14 protein-coding genes and 1 CRISPR repeat array are annotated in these 17262 nt (G+C 73.2%); of the genes, 11 read left to right on the top strand and 3 right to left on the bottom strand.

Features of this window, described 5'->3' with window-relative positions:
* The first annotated feature begins 108 nt into the window (after positions 1-108).
* Complete coding sequence (locus M4D82_RS04425; protein ID WP_249764770.1) at positions 109-672, top strand: DoxX family protein; 564 nt, start codon at positions 109-111, stop codon at positions 670-672.
* A gap of 232 nt (positions 673-904) precedes the next feature.
* A CRISPR array of direct repeats spans positions 905-1360; the repeat unit is 29 nt; unit sequence CTGCTCCCCGCACCCGCGGGGATGACCCC.
* Between the two features lie 377 nt (positions 1361-1737).
* On the top strand, positions 1738-3540 hold the full coding sequence (locus M4D82_RS04420) for a glycoside hydrolase family 15 protein (protein WP_249764769.1): 1803 nt from the start codon (positions 1738-1740) through the stop codon (positions 3538-3540).
* Between the two features lie 80 nt (positions 3541-3620).
* Here M4D82_RS04420 and M4D82_RS04415 read toward each other — a convergent pair whose 3' ends face one another.
* Positions 3621-5753: a PP2C family protein-serine/threonine phosphatase gene (locus M4D82_RS04415; RefSeq protein ID WP_502988871.1), complete on the bottom strand. Its 2133-nt coding sequence runs from the start codon at positions 5751-5753 to the stop codon at positions 3621-3623.
* A 199-nt stretch (positions 5754-5952) separates the two neighbouring features.
* Here M4D82_RS04415 and M4D82_RS04410 point away from each other — a divergent pair, with 199 nt between their 5' ends.
* Positions 5953-6675 carry a class I SAM-dependent methyltransferase gene (locus M4D82_RS04410; protein WP_249764768.1) on the top strand — a complete coding sequence of 241 codons (723 nt, stop codon included), beginning with the start codon at positions 5953-5955 and terminating at the stop codon, positions 6673-6675.
* Between the two features lie 94 nt (positions 6676-6769).
* Here the strand turns inward: M4D82_RS04410 and M4D82_RS04405 are convergent, their stop codons facing one another.
* Positions 6770-7681: an alpha/beta hydrolase fold domain-containing protein gene (locus M4D82_RS04405; protein ID WP_249764767.1), complete on the bottom strand. Its 912-nt coding sequence runs from the start codon at positions 7679-7681 to the stop codon at positions 6770-6772.
* Between the two features lie 214 nt (positions 7682-7895).
* On the opposite strand from M4D82_RS04405, the gene tdh reads away from it, so the two are divergent.
* The 5 genes from tdh (at position 7896) to M4D82_RS04380 (ending at position 13047) form a co-directional block, all read left to right on the top strand.
* On the top strand, positions 7896-8924 hold the full coding sequence (gene tdh, locus M4D82_RS04400) for an L-threonine 3-dehydrogenase (protein WP_249764766.1): 1029 nt from the start codon (positions 7896-7898) through the stop codon (positions 8922-8924).
* Positions 8925-9131: 207 nt separating this feature from the next.
* Entirely contained in the window at positions 9132-10340 is a 1209-nt protein-coding gene (locus M4D82_RS04395) for a glycine C-acetyltransferase (protein WP_249764765.1), read from the top strand.
* A 12-nt stretch (positions 10341-10352) separates the two neighbouring features.
* The gene (locus M4D82_RS04390; RefSeq protein WP_249764764.1) at positions 10353-11267 is read left to right on the top strand and encodes a LysR family transcriptional regulator; all 915 of its coding nucleotides are present in this window, start codon (positions 10353-10355) and stop codon (positions 11265-11267) included.
* A gap of 515 nt (positions 11268-11782) precedes the next feature.
* A complete protein-coding gene (locus M4D82_RS04385) occupies positions 11783-12013 on the top strand; it encodes a hypothetical protein (protein WP_249764763.1) in 231 nt (76 codons plus the stop codon).
* A gap of 5 nt (positions 12014-12018) precedes the next feature.
* Positions 12019-13047 carry a serine hydrolase domain-containing protein gene (locus M4D82_RS04380; protein WP_249764762.1) on the top strand — a complete coding sequence of 343 codons (1029 nt, stop codon included), beginning with the start codon at positions 12019-12021 and terminating at the stop codon, positions 13045-13047.
* A 137-nt stretch (positions 13048-13184) separates the two neighbouring features.
* Here the strand turns inward: M4D82_RS04380 and M4D82_RS04375 are convergent, their stop codons facing one another.
* A complete protein-coding gene (locus M4D82_RS04375) occupies positions 13185-13964 on the bottom strand; it encodes a DeoR/GlpR family DNA-binding transcription regulator (protein WP_249764761.1) in 780 nt (259 codons plus the stop codon).
* A gap of 183 nt (positions 13965-14147) precedes the next feature.
* Here M4D82_RS04375 and M4D82_RS04370 point away from each other — a divergent pair, with 183 nt between their 5' ends.
* From M4D82_RS04370 to M4D82_RS04360, 3 genes are all read left to right on the top strand, one after another.
* Positions 14148-15062, top strand: coding sequence for an SIS domain-containing protein (locus tag M4D82_RS04370; RefSeq protein WP_249764760.1), 915 nt, complete (start codon positions 14148-14150; stop codon positions 15060-15062).
* Positions 15059-15895 (top strand): class II fructose-bisphosphate aldolase, encoded by an 837-nt coding sequence (locus M4D82_RS04365; RefSeq protein ID WP_249764759.1) that lies wholly within the window; start codon positions 15059-15061, stop codon positions 15893-15895. The genes M4D82_RS04370 and M4D82_RS04365 overlap by 4 nt, the downstream gene beginning before the upstream one ends.
* Before the next feature lie 167 nt (positions 15896-16062).
* Positions 16063-17253 (top strand): acyl-CoA dehydrogenase family protein, encoded by a 1191-nt coding sequence (locus tag M4D82_RS04360; protein WP_249764758.1) that lies wholly within the window; start codon positions 16063-16065, stop codon positions 17251-17253.
* Positions 17254-17262 lie beyond the last annotated feature (9 nt).

Genomic DNA, 17262 nt, shown 5'->3' with positions numbered 1-17262 from the left:
GCCAGCGTACACGGGGTTGTTCCAATTTGAATCAGTGGTTAGTGTCGTGGGCGAGCGGTTCGAATTTGAACAGTCCCCTCGGGCCGCGCCGACCGGAAGGAACCCCCCATGACCAGCGCCTCCGCCGCCACGACGAAGGCTCCGGCCACCACCCCGGCCGCCCCCGGCGGGTCCGGACCCCTCGCCGGGCACGACGTCGGCCTGCTGCTCCTGCGCCTCGTCCTCGGCCTGACGATGGCCGCCCACGGCTCCCAGAAGCTCTTCGGCTGGTTCGGGGGTGGCGGGCTCGGCGGCACGGGCAAGTTCTTCACGGCCAGCGGTTACCCGGCGGGCGACGCGTTCGCCGTCATCGCCGGCCTGACGGAGACCCTCGGTGGCCTCGGCCTGGCGGTCGGCCTGCTGACGCCGCTCGCCGGCGCGGCTGTCGTCGGCACGATGATCAACGCCATCGTCGTGCACGGAGCGGGCTCCTTCTTCGCCCCCACCGGCATCGAGTACGAACTCCTGCTGACCGTGGGCGCCGCCGCCCTGACCCTCTCCGGCCCCGGCCGCATCGCCGTCGACCGCCTCCTGCCGGTCCGGCCCCTCCGTGACCATCGCCTCGCCCTCGGTGCTCAGGTCCTCGCCCTCGGCGTGGTCGTCGCGGCCCTCACCCTCCTGATCCGCAACTAGCCGCCCCGGCCGCAAGGGCCTCCGCCCCCAGCGCGGAGGCCCTTGCGCCCCCGAACGCCCCGGTTCGGCTCGCCCCCACCAGCCTGCGGCGTGCCCCGGGCCTCACTGGCGCCCCGATCGCCCCCGCTCCTAGGATCGCCTGGGCCCGTGGGGCGGTATGCCGCATTAGCCGGATTCGGCGAAAGTAGCCAGAAGCCCCCCAGTACTCGCATAGAGTCGCTGGCCAGCAAGCCTGCTCCCCGCACCCGCGGGGATGACCCCAGGAAGGAGTCGGCGGCGCGACGTCGAGCGGACTGCTCCCCGCACCCGCGGGGATGACCCCCACGCGGTACCGTCGCTGCGTACCGTCCTCCGCTGCTCCCCGCACCCGCGGGGATGACCCCCAGGCCTACCGGCTCTACATGAACCGGGCCAACTGCTCCCCGCACCCGCGGGGATGACCCCACGTCGGCGAGGACGCCGGCCAGGTCGAGGTCCTGCTCCCCGCACCCGCGGGGATGACCCCTCAAGATCGGCGCCGAGTACCTGCCGCTCGCACTGCTCCCCGCACCCGCGGGGATGACCCCGCACCCCGACAGATAGCCGAAGCCCTCACGGGCTGCTCCCCGCACCCGCGGGGATGACCCCCATGGCGACGATGGCGTCGCCGTACTGCTCCACTGCTCCCCGCACCCGCGGGGATGACCCCAATGGCTACCCGTACCGGGCCGCCCTGGCCGACTGCTCCCCGACTCCGAGCCTGGCGGTGACTCGGGTACCTCGGTGGGGTTGCTCCCCGCATCCGCGGGGATGACCCCAGGTGGTCGATCACGAGTCCGTCCGGGATCGGATGCTCCCCGCGCTGCGGGGACGGCCCCGAATCGGGAGTCGAACTCCTCTCGGGCGGTGATTCCTCCCCGCACCGCGCGGGGATGGTCCTGCGGTTTGGGTTGAGGGTGACGGTACCTTCTGTTGCTCCCCGCATCCGCGGGGATGGGCGGGTGGGCGGGGCGCCGTCCGTACGCGGGACCCACGCCCCCCAGCGGTGGCTGATTGGTGGTTCGGGAATGGGGGAACAGCGGATGGATGACGCATTTCACCCAGGCGATCGAAGACTACGCACTCATCGGCGACCTCATGACCTGCGCCCTCGTCGGGCGCGACGGGTCCATCGACTGGTTGTGCCTGCCCCGCTTCGACTCGGCGGCATGTTTCGCCGCGCTCCTCGGTGACAAGGACAACGGCCACTGGCGCATCGCCCCCACCGCCTCCGCCGACGGCGACCGTTGCACCCGCCGCGCCTACCTCGACGACTCGCTGGTCCTGGAGTCCCACTGGGAGACCCCGGACGGCGCCTTCAAGGTCATCGACTTCATGCCGCAGCGCGAGACCGCCCCCGAGGTCATGCGCATCGTCGAGGGCGTCTCCGGCCGGGTCGCCGTCCGCAGCACGCTGCGCCTGCGCTTCGACTACGGTCACGTCGTCCCCTGGGTCCGGCGCAGCGAGGGCGACCGGGTGGCCGTCGCCGGGCCCGACTCGGCGTGGTTTCGCAGCGTGCCCAGCGTCCGCACCTGGGGCGTGGGCCACAGCACCCGCTCCGAGTTCAGCGTCGGCCCCGGTGAGCGGGTGGCGTTCGCCCTGACCTGGCACCCCTCGCACGAGCCGCGCCCCGAGCCCGGGGACCCGTACGACGCGTTGGAGCAGAGCCTCGCCGACTGGCGGGAGTGGAGCGGCCGGTGCTGCTACGACGGCCCGTACCGGGAGGCCGTACTGCGCTCCCTGATCACCCTCAAGGCCCTCACCTACGCCCCCACCGGCGGCATCGTCGCCGCCGCCACGACCTCCCTCCCCGAGGAGATCGGCGGCGTCCGCAATTGGGATTACCGTTTCTGCTGGCTGCGCGACTCCACCCTCACCCTCGACGCGCTCCTCGCCACCGGCTACCTCGACGAGGCCCGCGCCTGGCGGGCCTGGCTGCTGCGCGCCGTCGCCGGCGACCCGGCCGACCTCCAGATCATGTACGGGATCGCGGGCGAACGCCGGATCCCCGAGACCGAACTGCCCTGGCTGCGCGGCTACGCCGCCTCCGCACCCGTCCGCATCGGCAACGCGGCCGTCGACCAACTCCAGCTCGACGTGTACGGGGAAGTCCTCGACTCCCTCCACCTCGCCCGCAACAACGGGCTGCCCGCCGAGCTGCACGCCTGGCGGATCCAACTGGCCCTCCTCGACTTCCTGGAGCGCAACTGGCACCGACCCGACGAGGGGCTGTGGGAGGTACGCGGTCCCCGCCGCCACTTCACGCACTCCAAGGTGATGGCCTGGGTCGCCGCCGACCGCGCCGTCCGCACCCTGGAGGGCAACCCCTCCCTGCCCGGCGACGTCGACCGCTGGCGCAGCATGCGCGACGCCGTCCACCGCGAGGTCTGCGACAACGCCTACGACCGCGAGCGCGGCACCTTCACCCAGTACTACGGCTCGCGCGAGCTCGACGCCGCCACCCTGCTCATCCCCCGGGTCGGCTTCCTGCCCCCCGACGACCCGCGCGTCATCGGCACCGTCGACGCCGTCCGCGAGGAACTCGGCAGCAGCGGCCTCGTACGCCGCTACAGCACCGAAGGCGTGTCCGTGGACGGCCTGCCGGGCGACGAGGGCGCTTTCCTGGCCTGCTCCTTCTGGCTGGCCGACGCCCTCCACCTGACGGGTCGGGAGAAGGAGGCCCGGGAACTCTTCGAGAGGCTGCTCGACATGCGCAGCGACGTGGGCCTGCTCGCCGAGGAGTACGACCCCGTCGCCCGCCGCCAACTCGGCAACTTCCCACAGGCGTTCAGCCACATCGGCCTCATCAACACCGCCCTCGTCCTGTGCGGAGACGCGCTCTCGGTATGAGCCCCGAGACCCCGAGCCCGCCCCGAGCCCCCGAGCCCGCCCCGGCCCGCGAGCCCGCCTCGCGCCCGCGGTCCGTGCTCCTACGGCAGCCCCGTACGCGACGCCAGCAGCAGGGAGATGTCGTCCGGTCGGTCCGCGATGCCGGCGGCCTCGCCGATCAGGCGGTCGGCCGTCTCCGTCAGCGGGGACGGCTCGGCGGCGGCCAACGCCGCCCGCAGCCGCTCGACCCCCTCGTCGAAGTCGCTGCCGGCGCGCTCCACCAGCCCGTCGGTGTACAGGGCGAGCACCTCGCCGGGCGCCGGACGCAGCTCCGTCACCGGATACTCCGCCTCCGGGTCGATGCCGAGCACCACCCCGCCGGGCAGGTCCAGCACCTCCGTGCGCCCGTCGAGGTGACGCAGCAACGGCTGCGGGTGCCCGGCGCGTACGGCCAGGGCGCGGCCCGACGCCGGGTCGAGGAGGACGTAACAGCAGCTGGCGAACTGCCCCGGATCCAGGTCGATCAGCAACCGGTTCGTCCCCCGCAGCACCTGCTCCGGCATCAGGCCGGTGAGCGCGAAGGCGCGTACGGCGCTGCGTAGTTGACCCATCGTCGCGGCGGCGGCCACCCCGTGCCCCTGGACGTCGCCGATGACCAGCGCGAGCAGCCCGGAGGGCGTCGCGATCACGTCGTACCAGTCCCCGCCGACGTCCATGCCGACCGTCCCCGGCAGGTACCGGCCGACGGTCGTCACGTGCCGCGACACCGGCAGCCGGTGCGGCAACAACGCCGCCTGGAGCCCCCGGGCCAGCGCCGCCTCGCTGTCGTAGCGCCGCGCCCGCTCCAGCGCCTGCGCGATCAGCCCGGCCAGCGCGGTGAGGACCGTACGATCCTCCGGGCTGAAGCCGCGCGGCTGGTCGAAGCCGAGGATGCAGGAGCCCACCGGCCGGCCGGAGGCGATCAACGGCAGGAAGGCGCGTGCGCCGACGTCGGCGTCGAGCGGGATCCCCGGATAGGCGTCGGCCAGGCGCCGCATCGACTCGAAGAAGATCGGCCGCCCCGACGTCAACGTCTCCACGCCCGGCAACCGCGCGTCCAACGACACCCCGTCGAAGCGGTCCAGGAACCCGTGCGGAAATCCCGTCTCCCAGGCCAGGTAGAGGTGCCGCTCGTCGAGCAGGTAGATCGCCAGCTGACGGCCCCCGAACGCCGGCAACAGCTCCTCGGTGACCACCGCCGACACCTGCCGCGCCGTGACCGCCTCCGTCAGCGCGATGGCCAGCGCCACCGGCCGGTACAGCGAGGCCGCCCGGTCGGCAGGGGAGCCGAGTCCGGCGCCGGGCAGGGTCACCGATTCGGGCGCGTACGGCGGCGTCTCGGCCGCCCCGATCGTCACCGTCAGCCCGCCGGGCCCCGGGTACAGGCCCACCGACACCCAGTCCCGCTCGGGCGGCCCGCTCGGGCGGGCGGTGAAGTGCACGGGCGCGTCGGACAGGTATCCGCCGCGGAAGTGGTCCTCGTACGCGGGATGCCCGAGCCACGGCAGCACCTCCCACAGCGCCCGCCCCCGCAACTCGGAGCCGCTCACGCCGAGCAGCGCCTCGGCGGTGGCGTCGACGAAGGCGATCGTGCCCTGTCGGTCCACCGACAGCACCGCCTCCTCCAGCCGGTCCACGGCCTCCACGGCCCCTCCGGCCGGCACGGGCGAGGGCACCGACAGCGGATCGCCCTCCCAGCGCACCCGATGACCGGCCGCCGCCAGCGCGACCAGCTCCCCGGCCAGCCCCTCGGCGACCTCCCGCATCCGCTCCCGGTCGGCGACGTCCACCGTCGCCTCCGCACTCGCCGGACGCAGCACCACCAGCACCCCGAACCGCTCCGATCCGGCCGTCACCGGCTCGTACAGCGACCCGAACGGGAACGGCAGCCCCGCCATCAGCTGCGGGAAGCGCCGCATCGCGGCCTCCCCGTCGGGCAGGTACACCGCCTGGCCCGACCGGTACGCCTCGGCGACCGGATAGGGGCGGTTCACCTGCATCCGCCACCACGGCCGGATCAACGCCCCCGGCAGACCGGTGACCGTCGCCATCAACAGCAGCTCCGGCGTGCCGGTGCGCAGGTACATCGCGCCCGCGTACCCGCCGACGGCCTCCACGGCGCGCCTGGTCGCACGCGCCAACGCCCGCGCCGTGGCACCGCCCGCCGGGCCGCCGCCGTCCGGTCTCGCCGTCACACAGCCAGCATGCGCCCCGCCGGTCGCCCCCCGCACGCCGGCACGGCCGCACCGCCGCGCCCTACGCGGCCCGCGCGCCGTACGTGGCCCCCGCGCCGTACGTCGTACGTCGTACGGACTGACCCGAACGCCTCCCCCGTCCGGGGGACGCACCCGCCGGACGGCCCACCTCACCGCCCCGCCCGGGGAGGCTCCCCGCATGCGACAGCAGCACGACACGTCCACGCACCCCGCGCCCCGCGCGGCCTTCACCGCGGCCGACGCCCACACCCTGCGCACCGCCCTCGACGCCCTCGGCGGGGTGCGCGACCTCGACACCCTCGACGTGGCTTGCGGACACGGCCACACCGTCACCCTGCTGGCCGACGGCGGAGCCCGCCGCACGGTCGGCGTCGACAGCTGCCCCGACCGCGTCCGCCGCGCCCGGGAACGACACGGGCAGGACGCCCCGACCGTCGAGTACGTCGTCGCCGACGCCGCCGAGATGCCCCAGCTCGGCCCCTTCGACCTGGCCACCGCCGTCTACCTGTTCAGCCACGCCCCCGACCGGGACTCGCTGCACGCCATGTTCCGGGGGATCCGGGCCAACCTGCGCCCCGGCGGACGCCTGCTGACGCTGGTCCGCAACCCCGGCGCGTACCCGCACGTGGACTGGTCCCCGTACGGGATGCGCATCCTCGACCGGGTGCCGGAGGGCGACGCGCCCCTGCTCAAGGCCCAGTTCCTCACCGAGCCGCCGCAGCACTTCGAGTACCGCGAATGGGCGCACGCCGACTTCGCCGAAGCCGCCGTCGACGCGGGCTTCAGCACCGTCGGGTGGCAGCCGAGCCGCACGCCACCGGCGGACGCGAGCCGTGACGAGGCGTACTGGGCGGCGTACCGCGCCTGGCCGGTCAGCTCGCTGATGACCTGCACGGCCTGAAGCGGCCGTGGCCGACCATGTCGTGCGGCGGTGCTCGGCGGTGGCAGGGGCAGGGGCAGGGGCGGGGGCGGGTACGGGACGTCGCCGGCCGTCCTCAGCGCTCGTGGGCCGTCTCCCTGATCAGCTCCACGATCCGGTCCCGCGCCGCCCGCCCCTCCGGTACCGGCAGCAACGGGTACAGGTGCGGCAGCCCCGCCTCCTCGTGCCACTCCACCTCGGAGCCCGCCGCCCGCGCCCGCCGCAACAGCTCCCGGCTGTCGGTGCTGAGCACGTCACGCGTCCCCGTGAAGACGGTCAACGGAGCCAGCCCCGCGAAGGAACCGTGCAACGGGCTCACCCGGGGATCGTCCACCGCCAGCGTGCCCGCGTACAGCCGCCCGGCCTCGACCAACCCCGGCCGGGCCTGCACCGGGTCCGCCGCCTCGATCTCCGCCTGCCCCGGATGGGTCATGCTCACGTCCAGCCACGGGGAGATCAACACGATGCGCGACGGCTGGGCGCCCGTACGTTCCCGCAACCGCTGCGCGGCCGCCAGTGCCAGCCCGGCGCCCGCGGAATCGCCGATCAGCACCGTGCCGCCCGCGCCACCGCTCTCGATCAGCCCGCTCAGCAGGTCCGCCGCCACCGGAACCGTCCGATCGGCGGTCCCGCGCGGCGCCAACACGTACGCCGGCACCACCACCCGGGCCCGCGCCTGCGTCACCAGCGTCCGGATCAGCGACCAGTGCGGGCGCACCAGCTCGTCGATGTACGCGCCACCGTGCACGTACAGCACCCGCGCCACCGGCTCCCGCCCGCGCGGCGCGGCATCGTACACCGGCCAGGCCCCGACGAAGGTCCGCGACACGTCCGCGACCCGCCCCAGCGAACGCGGCGGCAGGTGCGACGCCGGCCGCCGCGCCGACCGGGCCACCCGGGCCCGTACCGCCTCGGCCGTGGCGAACCGTCTTCGCCGCCCCGCCGCCGTCAGCGCGGCCGAAAGCGCCCTGCTGCGCAGACTCGGCACGCCCCTCACCTCCCCATTCACCCACCCCCGGGCGCCGCCCGAAGGCGCCTGCCCCGTCACCTGAGGAGCATAGGCGTGAAGCTGGGCTGTCGACCCGCTTAAGAAAGTCTCGATGGACTGATCACCACGCCGCTCGGCACATTGGTGCCCGTCAAGCGACGTTGTGCGCCCCCGCGCGCAGCGCCTTCCTTCCGCATGCCTGGAGCCACCCCCCATGAAGGCACTCGTCAAGCACAAGGCCGAGCCCGGCCTGTGGCTCATGGACGTCCCCGAGCCCGAGTACGGCCCCGGCGACGTGCTGATCAAGGTGCTGCGCACCGGCATCTGCGGAACCGACCTGCACATCCGCTCGTGGGACGGCTGGGCCCAGGGCGCCGTCAAGACGCCCCTCGTCCTCGGACACGAGTTCGTCGGAGAGGTCGCCGCGCTCGGCGCGGACGTCCAGGACATCGAGATCGGCGCCCTCGTCAGCGGTGAGGGCCACCTGGTGTGCGGCAAGTGCCGCAACTGCCTGGCCGGCCGCCGCCACCTGTGCCGCAGCACCATCGGCCTCGGCGTCGGCCGCGACGGCGCCTTCGCCGAGTACGTCGTGCTGCCCGCGCAGAACGTGTGGGTGCACCGCACCGCCGTCGACCTCGACGTCGCGGCCATCTTCGACCCCTTCGGCAACGCCGTGCACACCGCGCTGTCCTTCCCGCTCGTCGGCGAGGACGTGCTGATCACCGGCGCCGGCCCGATCGGCATCATGGCGGCGGCCGTGGCCAAGCACGCCGGCGCGCGCAACGTCGTCATCACCGACGTCAGCCCCGAACGCCTGGAGATCGCCCGCAAGGCCGGCGCCACCCTCGCCGTCAACGTCGCCGAATCCTCGATCCAGGCCGCGCAGCAGCAGCTCGGGCTGCGCGAGGGCTTCGACATCGGCCTGGAGATGTCCGGCCGGGCCGAGGCCATGCGCGACATGATCGACAACATGACGCACGGCGGCCGGATCGCCATGCTGGGGCTGCCGGCGCAGGAGTTCCCGGTCGACTGGGCGAAGGTCGTCACCTCGATGATCACCATCAAGGGCATCTACGGCCGCGAGATGTTCGAGACGTGGTACGCGATGACCGTCCTGCTGGAAGGCGGGCTCGACCTGTCCCCGGTCATCACCGGCCGCTACTCGCACCGCGACTTCGAGACCGCCTTCGACGAGGCCGCCACCGCCCGCAGCGGCAAGATCATCCTGGACTGGACGGCGTAAACCGCCGGGGTGTTCCGCCCGGATCCGGATCGGGATCCGAGCCGGATCCGCATCCGATCGGGATCCGCATCCGCTCGGACTCGTTCAGCGATCCCTCCGACCATCTCCCCACGGCCGGGCCCCGCACACCCTCCCCCCCCTCCGCGGGGCCCGGCCCCATCCGTCCGCCGCCGTCCGCCGCCTTCCGCACAAGGAGAAGCCGAAGCCATGTTCGAGTCCGTACGCGAAGACCTCCGCACCACCCTCGACGAGATCCGCGCCGCGGGCCTGCACAAGCCCGAACGCGTCATCGGCACCCCGCAGAACGCCGCCGTCGCGGTCACCGCGGGGGGCGCCCCCGGCGAGGTCCTCAACTTCTGCGCCAACAACTACCTCGGCCTCGCCGACCACCCCGAGGTCGTCACCGCCGCGAAGGAAGCCCTGGACCGCTGGGGCTACGGCATGGCCTCGGTCCGCTTCATCTGCGGCACCCAGGAGGTCCACAAGGAGCTGGAGGCCCGCCTGTCCTCCTTCCTCGGTCAGGAGGACACGATCCTCTACTCCTCCTGCTTCGACGCCAACGGCGGCGTCTTCGAGACCCTCCTCGGCGCCGAGGACGCGGTGATCTCCGACGCCCTCAACCACGCCTCGATCATCGACGGCATCCGCCTGTCCAAGGCGCGCCGCTTCCGCTACGCCAACCGCGACATGGCCGAGCTGGAGGCCCGTCTCAAGGAGGCCACCGAGGGCGGCGCCCGTCGCAAGCTCATCGTCACCGACGGCGTGTTCTCCATGGACGGCTACGTCGCCCCGCTGACCGAGATCTGCGACCTCGCCGACCGCTACGATGCCATGGTCATGGTCGACGACTCCCACGCCGTCGGCTTCGTCGGCCCCGGCGGCCGCGGCACTCCCGAACTGCACGGCGTCATGGACCGCGTCGACATCATCACCGGCACCCTCGGCAAGGCCCTCGGCGGAGCCTCCGGCGGCTACGTCGCCGCCCGCGCCGAGATCGTCGCCCTGCTGCGCCAGCGCTCCCGCCCGTACCTGTTCTCCAACTCCCTCGCCCCGGTCATCGCCGCCGCCTCCCTGAAGGTCCTCGACCTCCTGGAGTCCGCCGGCGACCTGCGCGACCGGCTGGCCCAGAACACCAAGCTGTTCCGCACGAAGATGACCGAGGCCGGCTTCGAGATCCTGCCCGGCGACCACGCCATCGCCCCGGTCATGATCGGCGACGCGGCCGAGGCGGCCCGGATGGCCGAGCTGCTCCTGGAGCGCGGCGTGTACGTGATCGGCTTCTCGTACCCCGTCGTGCCCATGGGCGCGGCACGCATCCGCGTCCAGCTCTCGGCGGCCCACTCGACCGCCGACGTCGAGCGCGCCGTGGCCGCCTTCGTCGACGCCCGCGCGGCGCTCGGCACATCCGCAGGCTGAGACAATGGAGGGGTGATCGACCCCCGCCGGCTGCGCATCCTGCGGGCCGTGGCGGACCACCGTACGGTGACCGCCGCGGCCGCAGCCCTGTACCTCACCCCGTCCGCCGTCTCCCAGCAGCTCGCCGCCCTGGAGCAGGAGACCGGCCACACGCTGCTCACCCGCAGCGGCCGGGGCGTACGGCTCACCGCGGCCGGTGAGATCCTGCTCGGCCACGCCCACGAGGTGCTGGCCCAGCTGGAGCGCGCCGAGGCGGAACTCGCGGCGTACGCGGGCGGATCGTCGGGCGAGGTCACCGTGGCCGCCTTCGCGACGGGCATCGCCGAGGTGCTCGCCCCGGCCATCGCCCGCCTCGCCGTGGAACACCCCGGCATCCGGCTCCGGGTCCGGGACGCGGAGGGCGACCAGAGCCTGCCGATGCTGCTCGACGGGGAGGCGGACGTCGCCCTGGCGGTCGAGTACCGCGGCGGACCGGGCGCCGACGACGCCCGCCTGTCGGTGCTCCCGCTCTACGCGGAACCCTTCGACGCCGTCCTGCCCTCCGGGCACCGCCTCGCCGACCTCCCGGCGGTGGAGCTGGCGGACCTCTCCGACTCCGACTGGGTGGGCCAGTACCCGGGCAACCCGTGCCACGACGTGACCCTGCTGGCGTGCGAACTGGCGGGCTTCCAGCCCCGCTTCGCGCACTCGTCCGACGACTTCCGGGCCGTCACCGCCCTGGTCGGCGCGGGGGCGGGGGTGGCCCTGGTACCCCGCTCGGCGCTGCGGGGCATGGACCTCAAGGAGGTCACGGTCCGCCCGGTCACGGGTCCGGCCGCCACCCGTCGCGTCTTCGCCGCGACCCGCCGCGGGGCGCAGTCGCACCCGCTGATCGCGCCGGTGCTGGGGGCGCTGGTGCGGGAGGCGGAACGGGTACCGGGGTGTTGAGGGGGCGCGGGTGTTGAGGGGGCGCGGGTAGGGGCGGGGTTTCGGTGGGGCGGGATCAGGGAGCGTATGGGGGTCTCTCGTGGAACGCTCACGGGGCAAAGGCGAAGGAGCGGCTCCGTCAGGGACCAGCGAGGGGCCGCCGGCTACCCACACGCCGGGACGACCAGACCGCCCTCCGGACCCCCAGACGCGACAGACCGGTACGCGCTCCTCATATTTCGGCGGCCGGCGGTTGTTTGGGGTCGCTCAGGGGACCTTCGGGCCGCCTTCACCTCGTCGGCGCAGGCCCAGGCGGCGGGCAAGGTGTTCAAGGAGTCACCGTTGCCGGGGAGACGCGCGAGCCGACCCGCCGCGACGTCCTCACCCGACTCGATGCCCTCCACGGCAGCCGGCGACGGCACACGCTCATCGTGCTGCGGTCGTTGTTCGGCCGGGCGAAGAAGAGCGGTTCGGCACCTCACCAATGCCGTCAACTTAGGTTGACGATCGAGGGGAAGGTCAACTAAGGTTGACGCATGGCTGGAGTTGATATTTCGTCGATCACCGAGAACGTCGATCCCATCGAAGCGCTGCGCGAGGCAGCCGCACTGCGCCGCCGCCTGGAAGGACAGGAAGAGGTTCTCGTGCACCGGGCGCGGGTGGCAGGGACAACGTGGACGCAGATCGCCGAGGCGCTGGGGGTCTCAAAGCAGGCCGTACACAAGAAGTACGGCGGCCGACGCCTGTTCGGCCGTACGGAGGCCTGACGATCGTGACCTCGCTCCTCGACGATCTGGTACGACGAACGGCGGAGCGGCTCGGTGCCCGACAGTGTGGCGCCGTCGTGGTGGGTGCCGTCCGGGGCGGGCAGTCCGCACTGCACGGCGCGGACCCCGGCACGCTCTTCGAAATCGGTTCCGTCACCAAGACGTTCACCGCGCTGGCCCTGGCCCGGCTCACCGTGCGCGGCGTCGTGGGACTGGACCAACCGCTTCACGACCTGCTACCCCGCGACATCACGGCTCCGGAACGCGGCGGTGAGGTCATCAAGCTGGCTCACCTGGCCTGCCACACTTCCGGCCTGCCCCGGCTGCCCAAAGGCCTTCTGCCGCGAGGCCTGTTCCGGTCGGACCCCTACGCCGGCTGCACGGGCGAGCTCCTGATGGACGGACTGCGGCGCACCCGTTTGCGGTCGGTGCCCGGTACCCGCTTCCGCTACTCCAACTTCGGCGCCGGGGTGCTCGGCTTCGCCCTGGCACGCCACACCGGCACCGACTACGACACGCTTGTTCAGGACGAGATCTGCCGGCCACTCGGCATGACCGACACCCGCGTGGTCCTCGACCCCGGACGCACCGCACGGCTGGCCGCCGGCCACTCCCGCACCGGCCGCCCCCGCCCACCCTGGCACCTGGCCGCCCTCGCCGGCGCCGGCGGCCTGCACTCCACCGTGCCCGACCTGCTCACGCTGGCACGGGCCCAGATCGGCCCCGCGCCCGAAGAACTCGCCGAAGCCATCGCCATCACCCACACCACCGCCCACCGCGTCAACGCCAGAGCCGCCGTCCATCCTGGCTGGATCTCGGCCAACCTGCCCCGCAGTCGGCACCGCATCCTGTTCCACACCGGCGGCACCGGCGGCTATCGCAGCCTGCTGGCCATAGCCCCCGAACGCGGAGCCGCAGTCGTCATCCTCAACGCCACCACCCGACCCGTGGACCGTCCCGGCCTCGACCTGCTCGCACAGATCATCGGCTCCGGACCCGGTCCGGACCCCGTCCCGGCCACCACCGGCGCCTGACCGGGGGCGGCCCACACCGACAGGTTTGGCGCAGCCTCCGCTCATCTTGTGCGGCTTCGGGCGAGGCCGGCGTGACTCGGCACTGGCCTGCGCCGCCCCACCGAAACCCCGCCCCCACCCCGAACCCCGCTCCCCCCTCACACCCCCACAACCTCCACCCCCGCCCCCTCGAACGCCGCCGCCAGAGCGGCCGACACGCCCGTGTCCGTGACCAGGGTGTGGACCCTCGACGTCGCGCAGATGCGGGCGAACGCGCGGACGCCGAGTTTGGTGGAGTCGGCCGCGACCACCACCCGTCGGGCGCGGGCGCACAGGAGGCTGTTCACCGCGGCCTCGTCCTCGTGGCGGGTGGCCGCGCCGTCCTCCGGGTCGAAGGCGTCGACGCCGAGCACCGCCGTGTCCAGCGTGAGTTGCCCCAGCGTCTGCTGAGCCAGCGGGCCGGTGAGCTCGTAGGACTGCGGCCGTGCGACGCCGCCCGACAGGACGATCTTGAACTGCGGCCGGATCACCAGTTCCCCCGCGATGTTGAGGGCGTTGGTGACGACGGTCAGTGCCGGGGAGCCCGTCGCGAGGTCCGGGCGGGCCGCCAGGGCGCGGGCGACCTCCGTGGTCGTCGTGCCACCCGTCAGGCCGATCACCTCACCCGGTGCGATGAGGGCCGCGACGGCCTCGCTGATGCGGTGCTTCTCGGCGGCCCGGCGGGAGGTGCGGTAACGCAGCGGGAGTTCGTAGGAGACGCCGTGCGGGACCGCCCCACCGCGCGTGCGGACCAGGAGCTGCTGCTCGGCGAGTTGGTCGAGGTCGCGGCGGATCGTCGCGGCGGACACGCCGAGCGATGCCGCCGCCGCCTCCACCTCCAGCCCGCCCCGCTCCACCAGCAGGTCCAACAGTCTCTGCCACCGTTCCTTACGGGTCATGGCGCCCCTCCCGTGCGTCGTCCGGGCGCCCGTGCGGCCCGGCGTCGAGACTAACCGAGGGCGTCACCCCGTGGATGCTTGAAGTTGCGCGAAACGGCCCGCTACCTTGCAGCAACACGCAAGCAGGCAAATGAGCAAGCAAGTCGGCAAGCCAGCCAGCCCGCCAACGCGCAGGGAGCCCGCATGAGTCACGTCGCGTACGAGTTGTCCACCCAGCCCGAGAGTTGGGAACGGGCCGCCGAACTGGCCCCGGCCCGGCGGGCGGTGTTGCCGAAGCCGGGGGAGCGGACCGCGATCGTCGGCTGCGGGACCTCGTACTACATGGCCCGGGCGGCCGCGGCGCTGCGGGAGGAGGCGGGGCAGGGCGAGACCGACGCCTTCCCGGCCTCGGAGTTCCCGCACCGCCGCCGCTACGACCGGGTCGTGGCGCTCACCCGGTCCGGTACCACCACCGAGGTCCTCGACCTGCTGGCCGCCCTCCGGGAGGCCGGTACGCCGACCACCGCAGTCATCGGGGACCCGGACACGCCGGTGACGAGCCTCGCCGACGACCTGGTGGTCCTGGACTTCGCCGACGAGCGGTCGGTCGTCCAGACCCGCTTCGCCACCACCGCCCTCACCCTGCTGCGCGCCCACGTCGGCGCGCACACCCCGGCGGCGGTGGCCGACGCGCGGACGGCGTTGGCCGTGCCGCTGCCGGTCGGGCTGGAGGTGGGGCGGCAGTTCACCTTCCTCGGGCGGGGATGGAGCGTCGGCCTGGCCCACGAGGCAGCCCTCAAGATGCGCGAGGCGTCCCTGTCCTGGGCCGAGTCCTACCCGGCGATGGAGTACCGGCACGGCCCGGTCAGCGTCACCGGATCCGGTTCCGTGACCTGGTCGCTCGACGTGGCCCCGGACGGGATCGCCGAGCAGGTGCGCGGCACCGGCGCCACGTGGGTGGGCGGGGAACTGGACCCGCTCGCCGAGCTGGTACGCGTCCACCGGCTCGCCGTGGCGGTCGCCGCACACCGGCAGCTGGACCCGGACGCGCCCCGCAACCTGACCCGCTCGGTGATCCTCGCGCCGGCCCCCGCTCCCGCCGAGGAGGCGGTCCGATGAGCCTCGCCTCCGCCGGAACCCTGGTCGCCGAAGCCGCCTCCGCCGGCCGCGCCGTCGCCGCGTTCAACATCATCACCCTGGAGCACGCCGAGGCCGTGGTCGCGGGCGCCGAGCGGGTCGGCCTGCCGGTGATCCTGCAACTCAGCGAGAACGCCGTGAAGTTCCGGGGCGGCGCCGTGCTGCCCATCGCACGGGCGGCCGCCGCGTGCGCGGAGGCGGCGGGGGTGCCCGTAGGACTGCACCTGGACCACGTCAAGAGCCCGGACCTGTTGCGGCAGGCCGTCGACGCCGGATTCGGGTCCGTGATGTACGACGCCGCGCACCTGCCCTACGCGGAGAACCTGGAGGCGACCCGTTCCGCGGCCGACTGGGCCCACGTCAACGGGCTGTGGATCGAGGCCGAGCTCGGCGAGGTCGGGGGCAAGAACGGCGCCGCGCCGCTGGACCCGCACGCGCCGGGCGCGCGGACCGACCCCGACGAGGCGCGGCGGTTCGTCGCCGACTCCGGGGTGGACGCCCTGGCCGTGGCCGTCGGCAGCAGCCACGCGATGACCAGCCGGACGGCGGCGCTGGACCACGTGCTCCTGGCGAAGCTGGCCAAGTCGGTGGACGTACCCCTCGTCCTGCACGGCTCCTCGGGTCTGCCGGACGCGGAGCTGGCGGCCGCCGTGGCCGGCGGCATCCGCAAGGTCAACATCGGTACGGCGCTCAACGTGGCCATGACCGACGCCATCCGCACCCACCTGACCCCGGCCGACCCCCGCCCGTACCTGACCGCCGCCCGCGAGGCGATGGCGGCGACGGCCGCGTCCATGATCACCGCCTTGAACTGACGGGCGCCGCGCCGCCGCAGCCGGTCCGGTGCCGGCAGCGGCAGTCGGCGGCAGACAGCAGGACTGGCGACCGCCCCTGCGCGGCCCTTCCGGATTTTTGCAACGCGTTCTACTCTGACCGCCGCCACACCGGCGATCGGCCGGACCGCGACGCTTTCGGAGGGGCCGTGCACCTCGAATACACGCCTGAGCAGCAGCAGTTGCGCGCCGAACTGCGCGCCTATTTCGCCGAGCTGGTGCCCGAGGACGTCTACGCCCGCTACGAGGACCCGGCGGCGCAGAAGCGTTTCTACCGCGAGACCATCCGCCGCCTCGGCGCCGACGGCCGGCTCGGCGTCGGCTGGCCCGTGGAGTACGGCGGTCGCGGCATGTCGCCCATGGACCAGTTCATCTTCTTCGACGAGGCCGCGCAGGCCGGCGTCCCGCTCCCGCTGATGGCGCTGAACACGGTCGGACCGACCATCATGCAGTTCGGCACCGACGAACAGAAGGCGTACTTCCTCCCCCGGATCCTCTCCGGGGAGATCGACTTCGCCATCGGCTACAGCGAGCCCGACGCCGGCACGGACCTCGCCGCCCTCAAGTGCAAGGCCGTCCGTGAGGGCGACGAGGACAGCGGCACCTACGTCGTCAACGGCCAGAAGATCTGGACCACCAACGGCGACACTGCCGACTGGGTCTGGCTCGCCGTGCGCACCGACCCGGACGCCCCCGCGCACAAGGGCATCACGATGCTCCTGGTGCCGACCTCCGACCCCGGTTACTCGTGCACTCTCATCAACACCCTCGCCTCGCACGACACCACGGCGAGCTACTACGAGAACATCCGCGTCCCCGCGAGCCGTCGCGTCGGCCAGGAGAACAAGGGCTGGCGCCTGATCACCAACCAGCTCAATCACGAACGCGTCACCCTCGCCGCCCACGGCACGATGGCGATCCGCGCCCTGCACGACGTCCAGCGCTGGGCCATCGGCACGAAACTCGCCGACGGCCGCCGCGTCATCGACCTCCCGTGGGTGCGCGGCCGCCTGGCACGCACGCACGCCCGCCTCGACGCGATGAAGTTGCTCAACTGGCAGATGGTGAACGCCGTCCAGTCCGGCACCCTCACGCCGCAGGACGCCTCCGCCGTCAAGGTCTACGGCTCCGAGGCGCGCAGGGACGCGTACGCCTGGCTGATGGAGGTGGTCGGCGCCGCCGGCTCCCTGAAGGACGGCTCGGCCGGCGCGGTCCTGCACGGCGAACTCGAACGCGGCTACCGCAGCGCGGTGATCTTCACCTTCGGCGGCGGGAACAACGAGATCCAGCGCGAGATCATCTCCTGGATCGGCCTGGGCATGCCACGGGTCCGCCGCTGAGTACATGTG

Origin of the sequence: Streptomyces sp. RerS4, assembly GCF_023515955.1 — a bacterium.
GTDB lineage: Bacteria > Actinomycetota > Actinomycetes > Streptomycetales > Streptomycetaceae > Streptomyces.
The sequence above is the reverse complement of the archived record's forward strand: the minus strand, read 5'-3'. Positions and strand labels throughout refer to the sequence as shown.

Excerpts from the sequence above, each read along its gene's own strand:
- M4D82_RS04425 (WP_249764770.1), top strand. The coding sequence starts at position 109 with ATGACCAGCGCCTCCGCCGCCACGACGAAGGCTCCGGCCACCACCCCG.
- M4D82_RS04420 (WP_249764769.1), top strand. The coding sequence starts at position 1,738 with ATGACGCATTTCACCCAGGCGATCGAAGACTACGCACTCATCGGCGAC.
- M4D82_RS04410 (WP_249764768.1), top strand. The coding sequence starts at position 5,953 with ATGCGACAGCAGCACGACACGTCCACGCACCCCGCGCCCCGCGCGGCC.
- tdh (WP_249764766.1), top strand. The coding sequence starts at position 7,896 with ATGAAGGCACTCGTCAAGCACAAGGCCGAGCCCGGCCTGTGGCTCATG.
- M4D82_RS04395 (WP_249764765.1), top strand. The coding sequence starts at position 9,132 with ATGTTCGAGTCCGTACGCGAAGACCTCCGCACCACCCTCGACGAGATC.
- M4D82_RS04385 (WP_249764763.1), top strand. The coding sequence starts at position 11,783 with ATGGCTGGAGTTGATATTTCGTCGATCACCGAGAACGTCGATCCCATC.
- M4D82_RS04375 (WP_249764761.1), bottom strand. The coding sequence starts at position 13,964 with ATGACCCGTAAGGAACGGTGGCAGAGACTGTTGGACCTGCTGGTGGAG.
- M4D82_RS04370 (WP_249764760.1), top strand. The coding sequence starts at position 14,148 with ATGAGTCACGTCGCGTACGAGTTGTCCACCCAGCCCGAGAGTTGGGAA.
- M4D82_RS04365 (WP_249764759.1), top strand. The coding sequence starts at position 15,059 with ATGAGCCTCGCCTCCGCCGGAACCCTGGTCGCCGAAGCCGCCTCCGCC.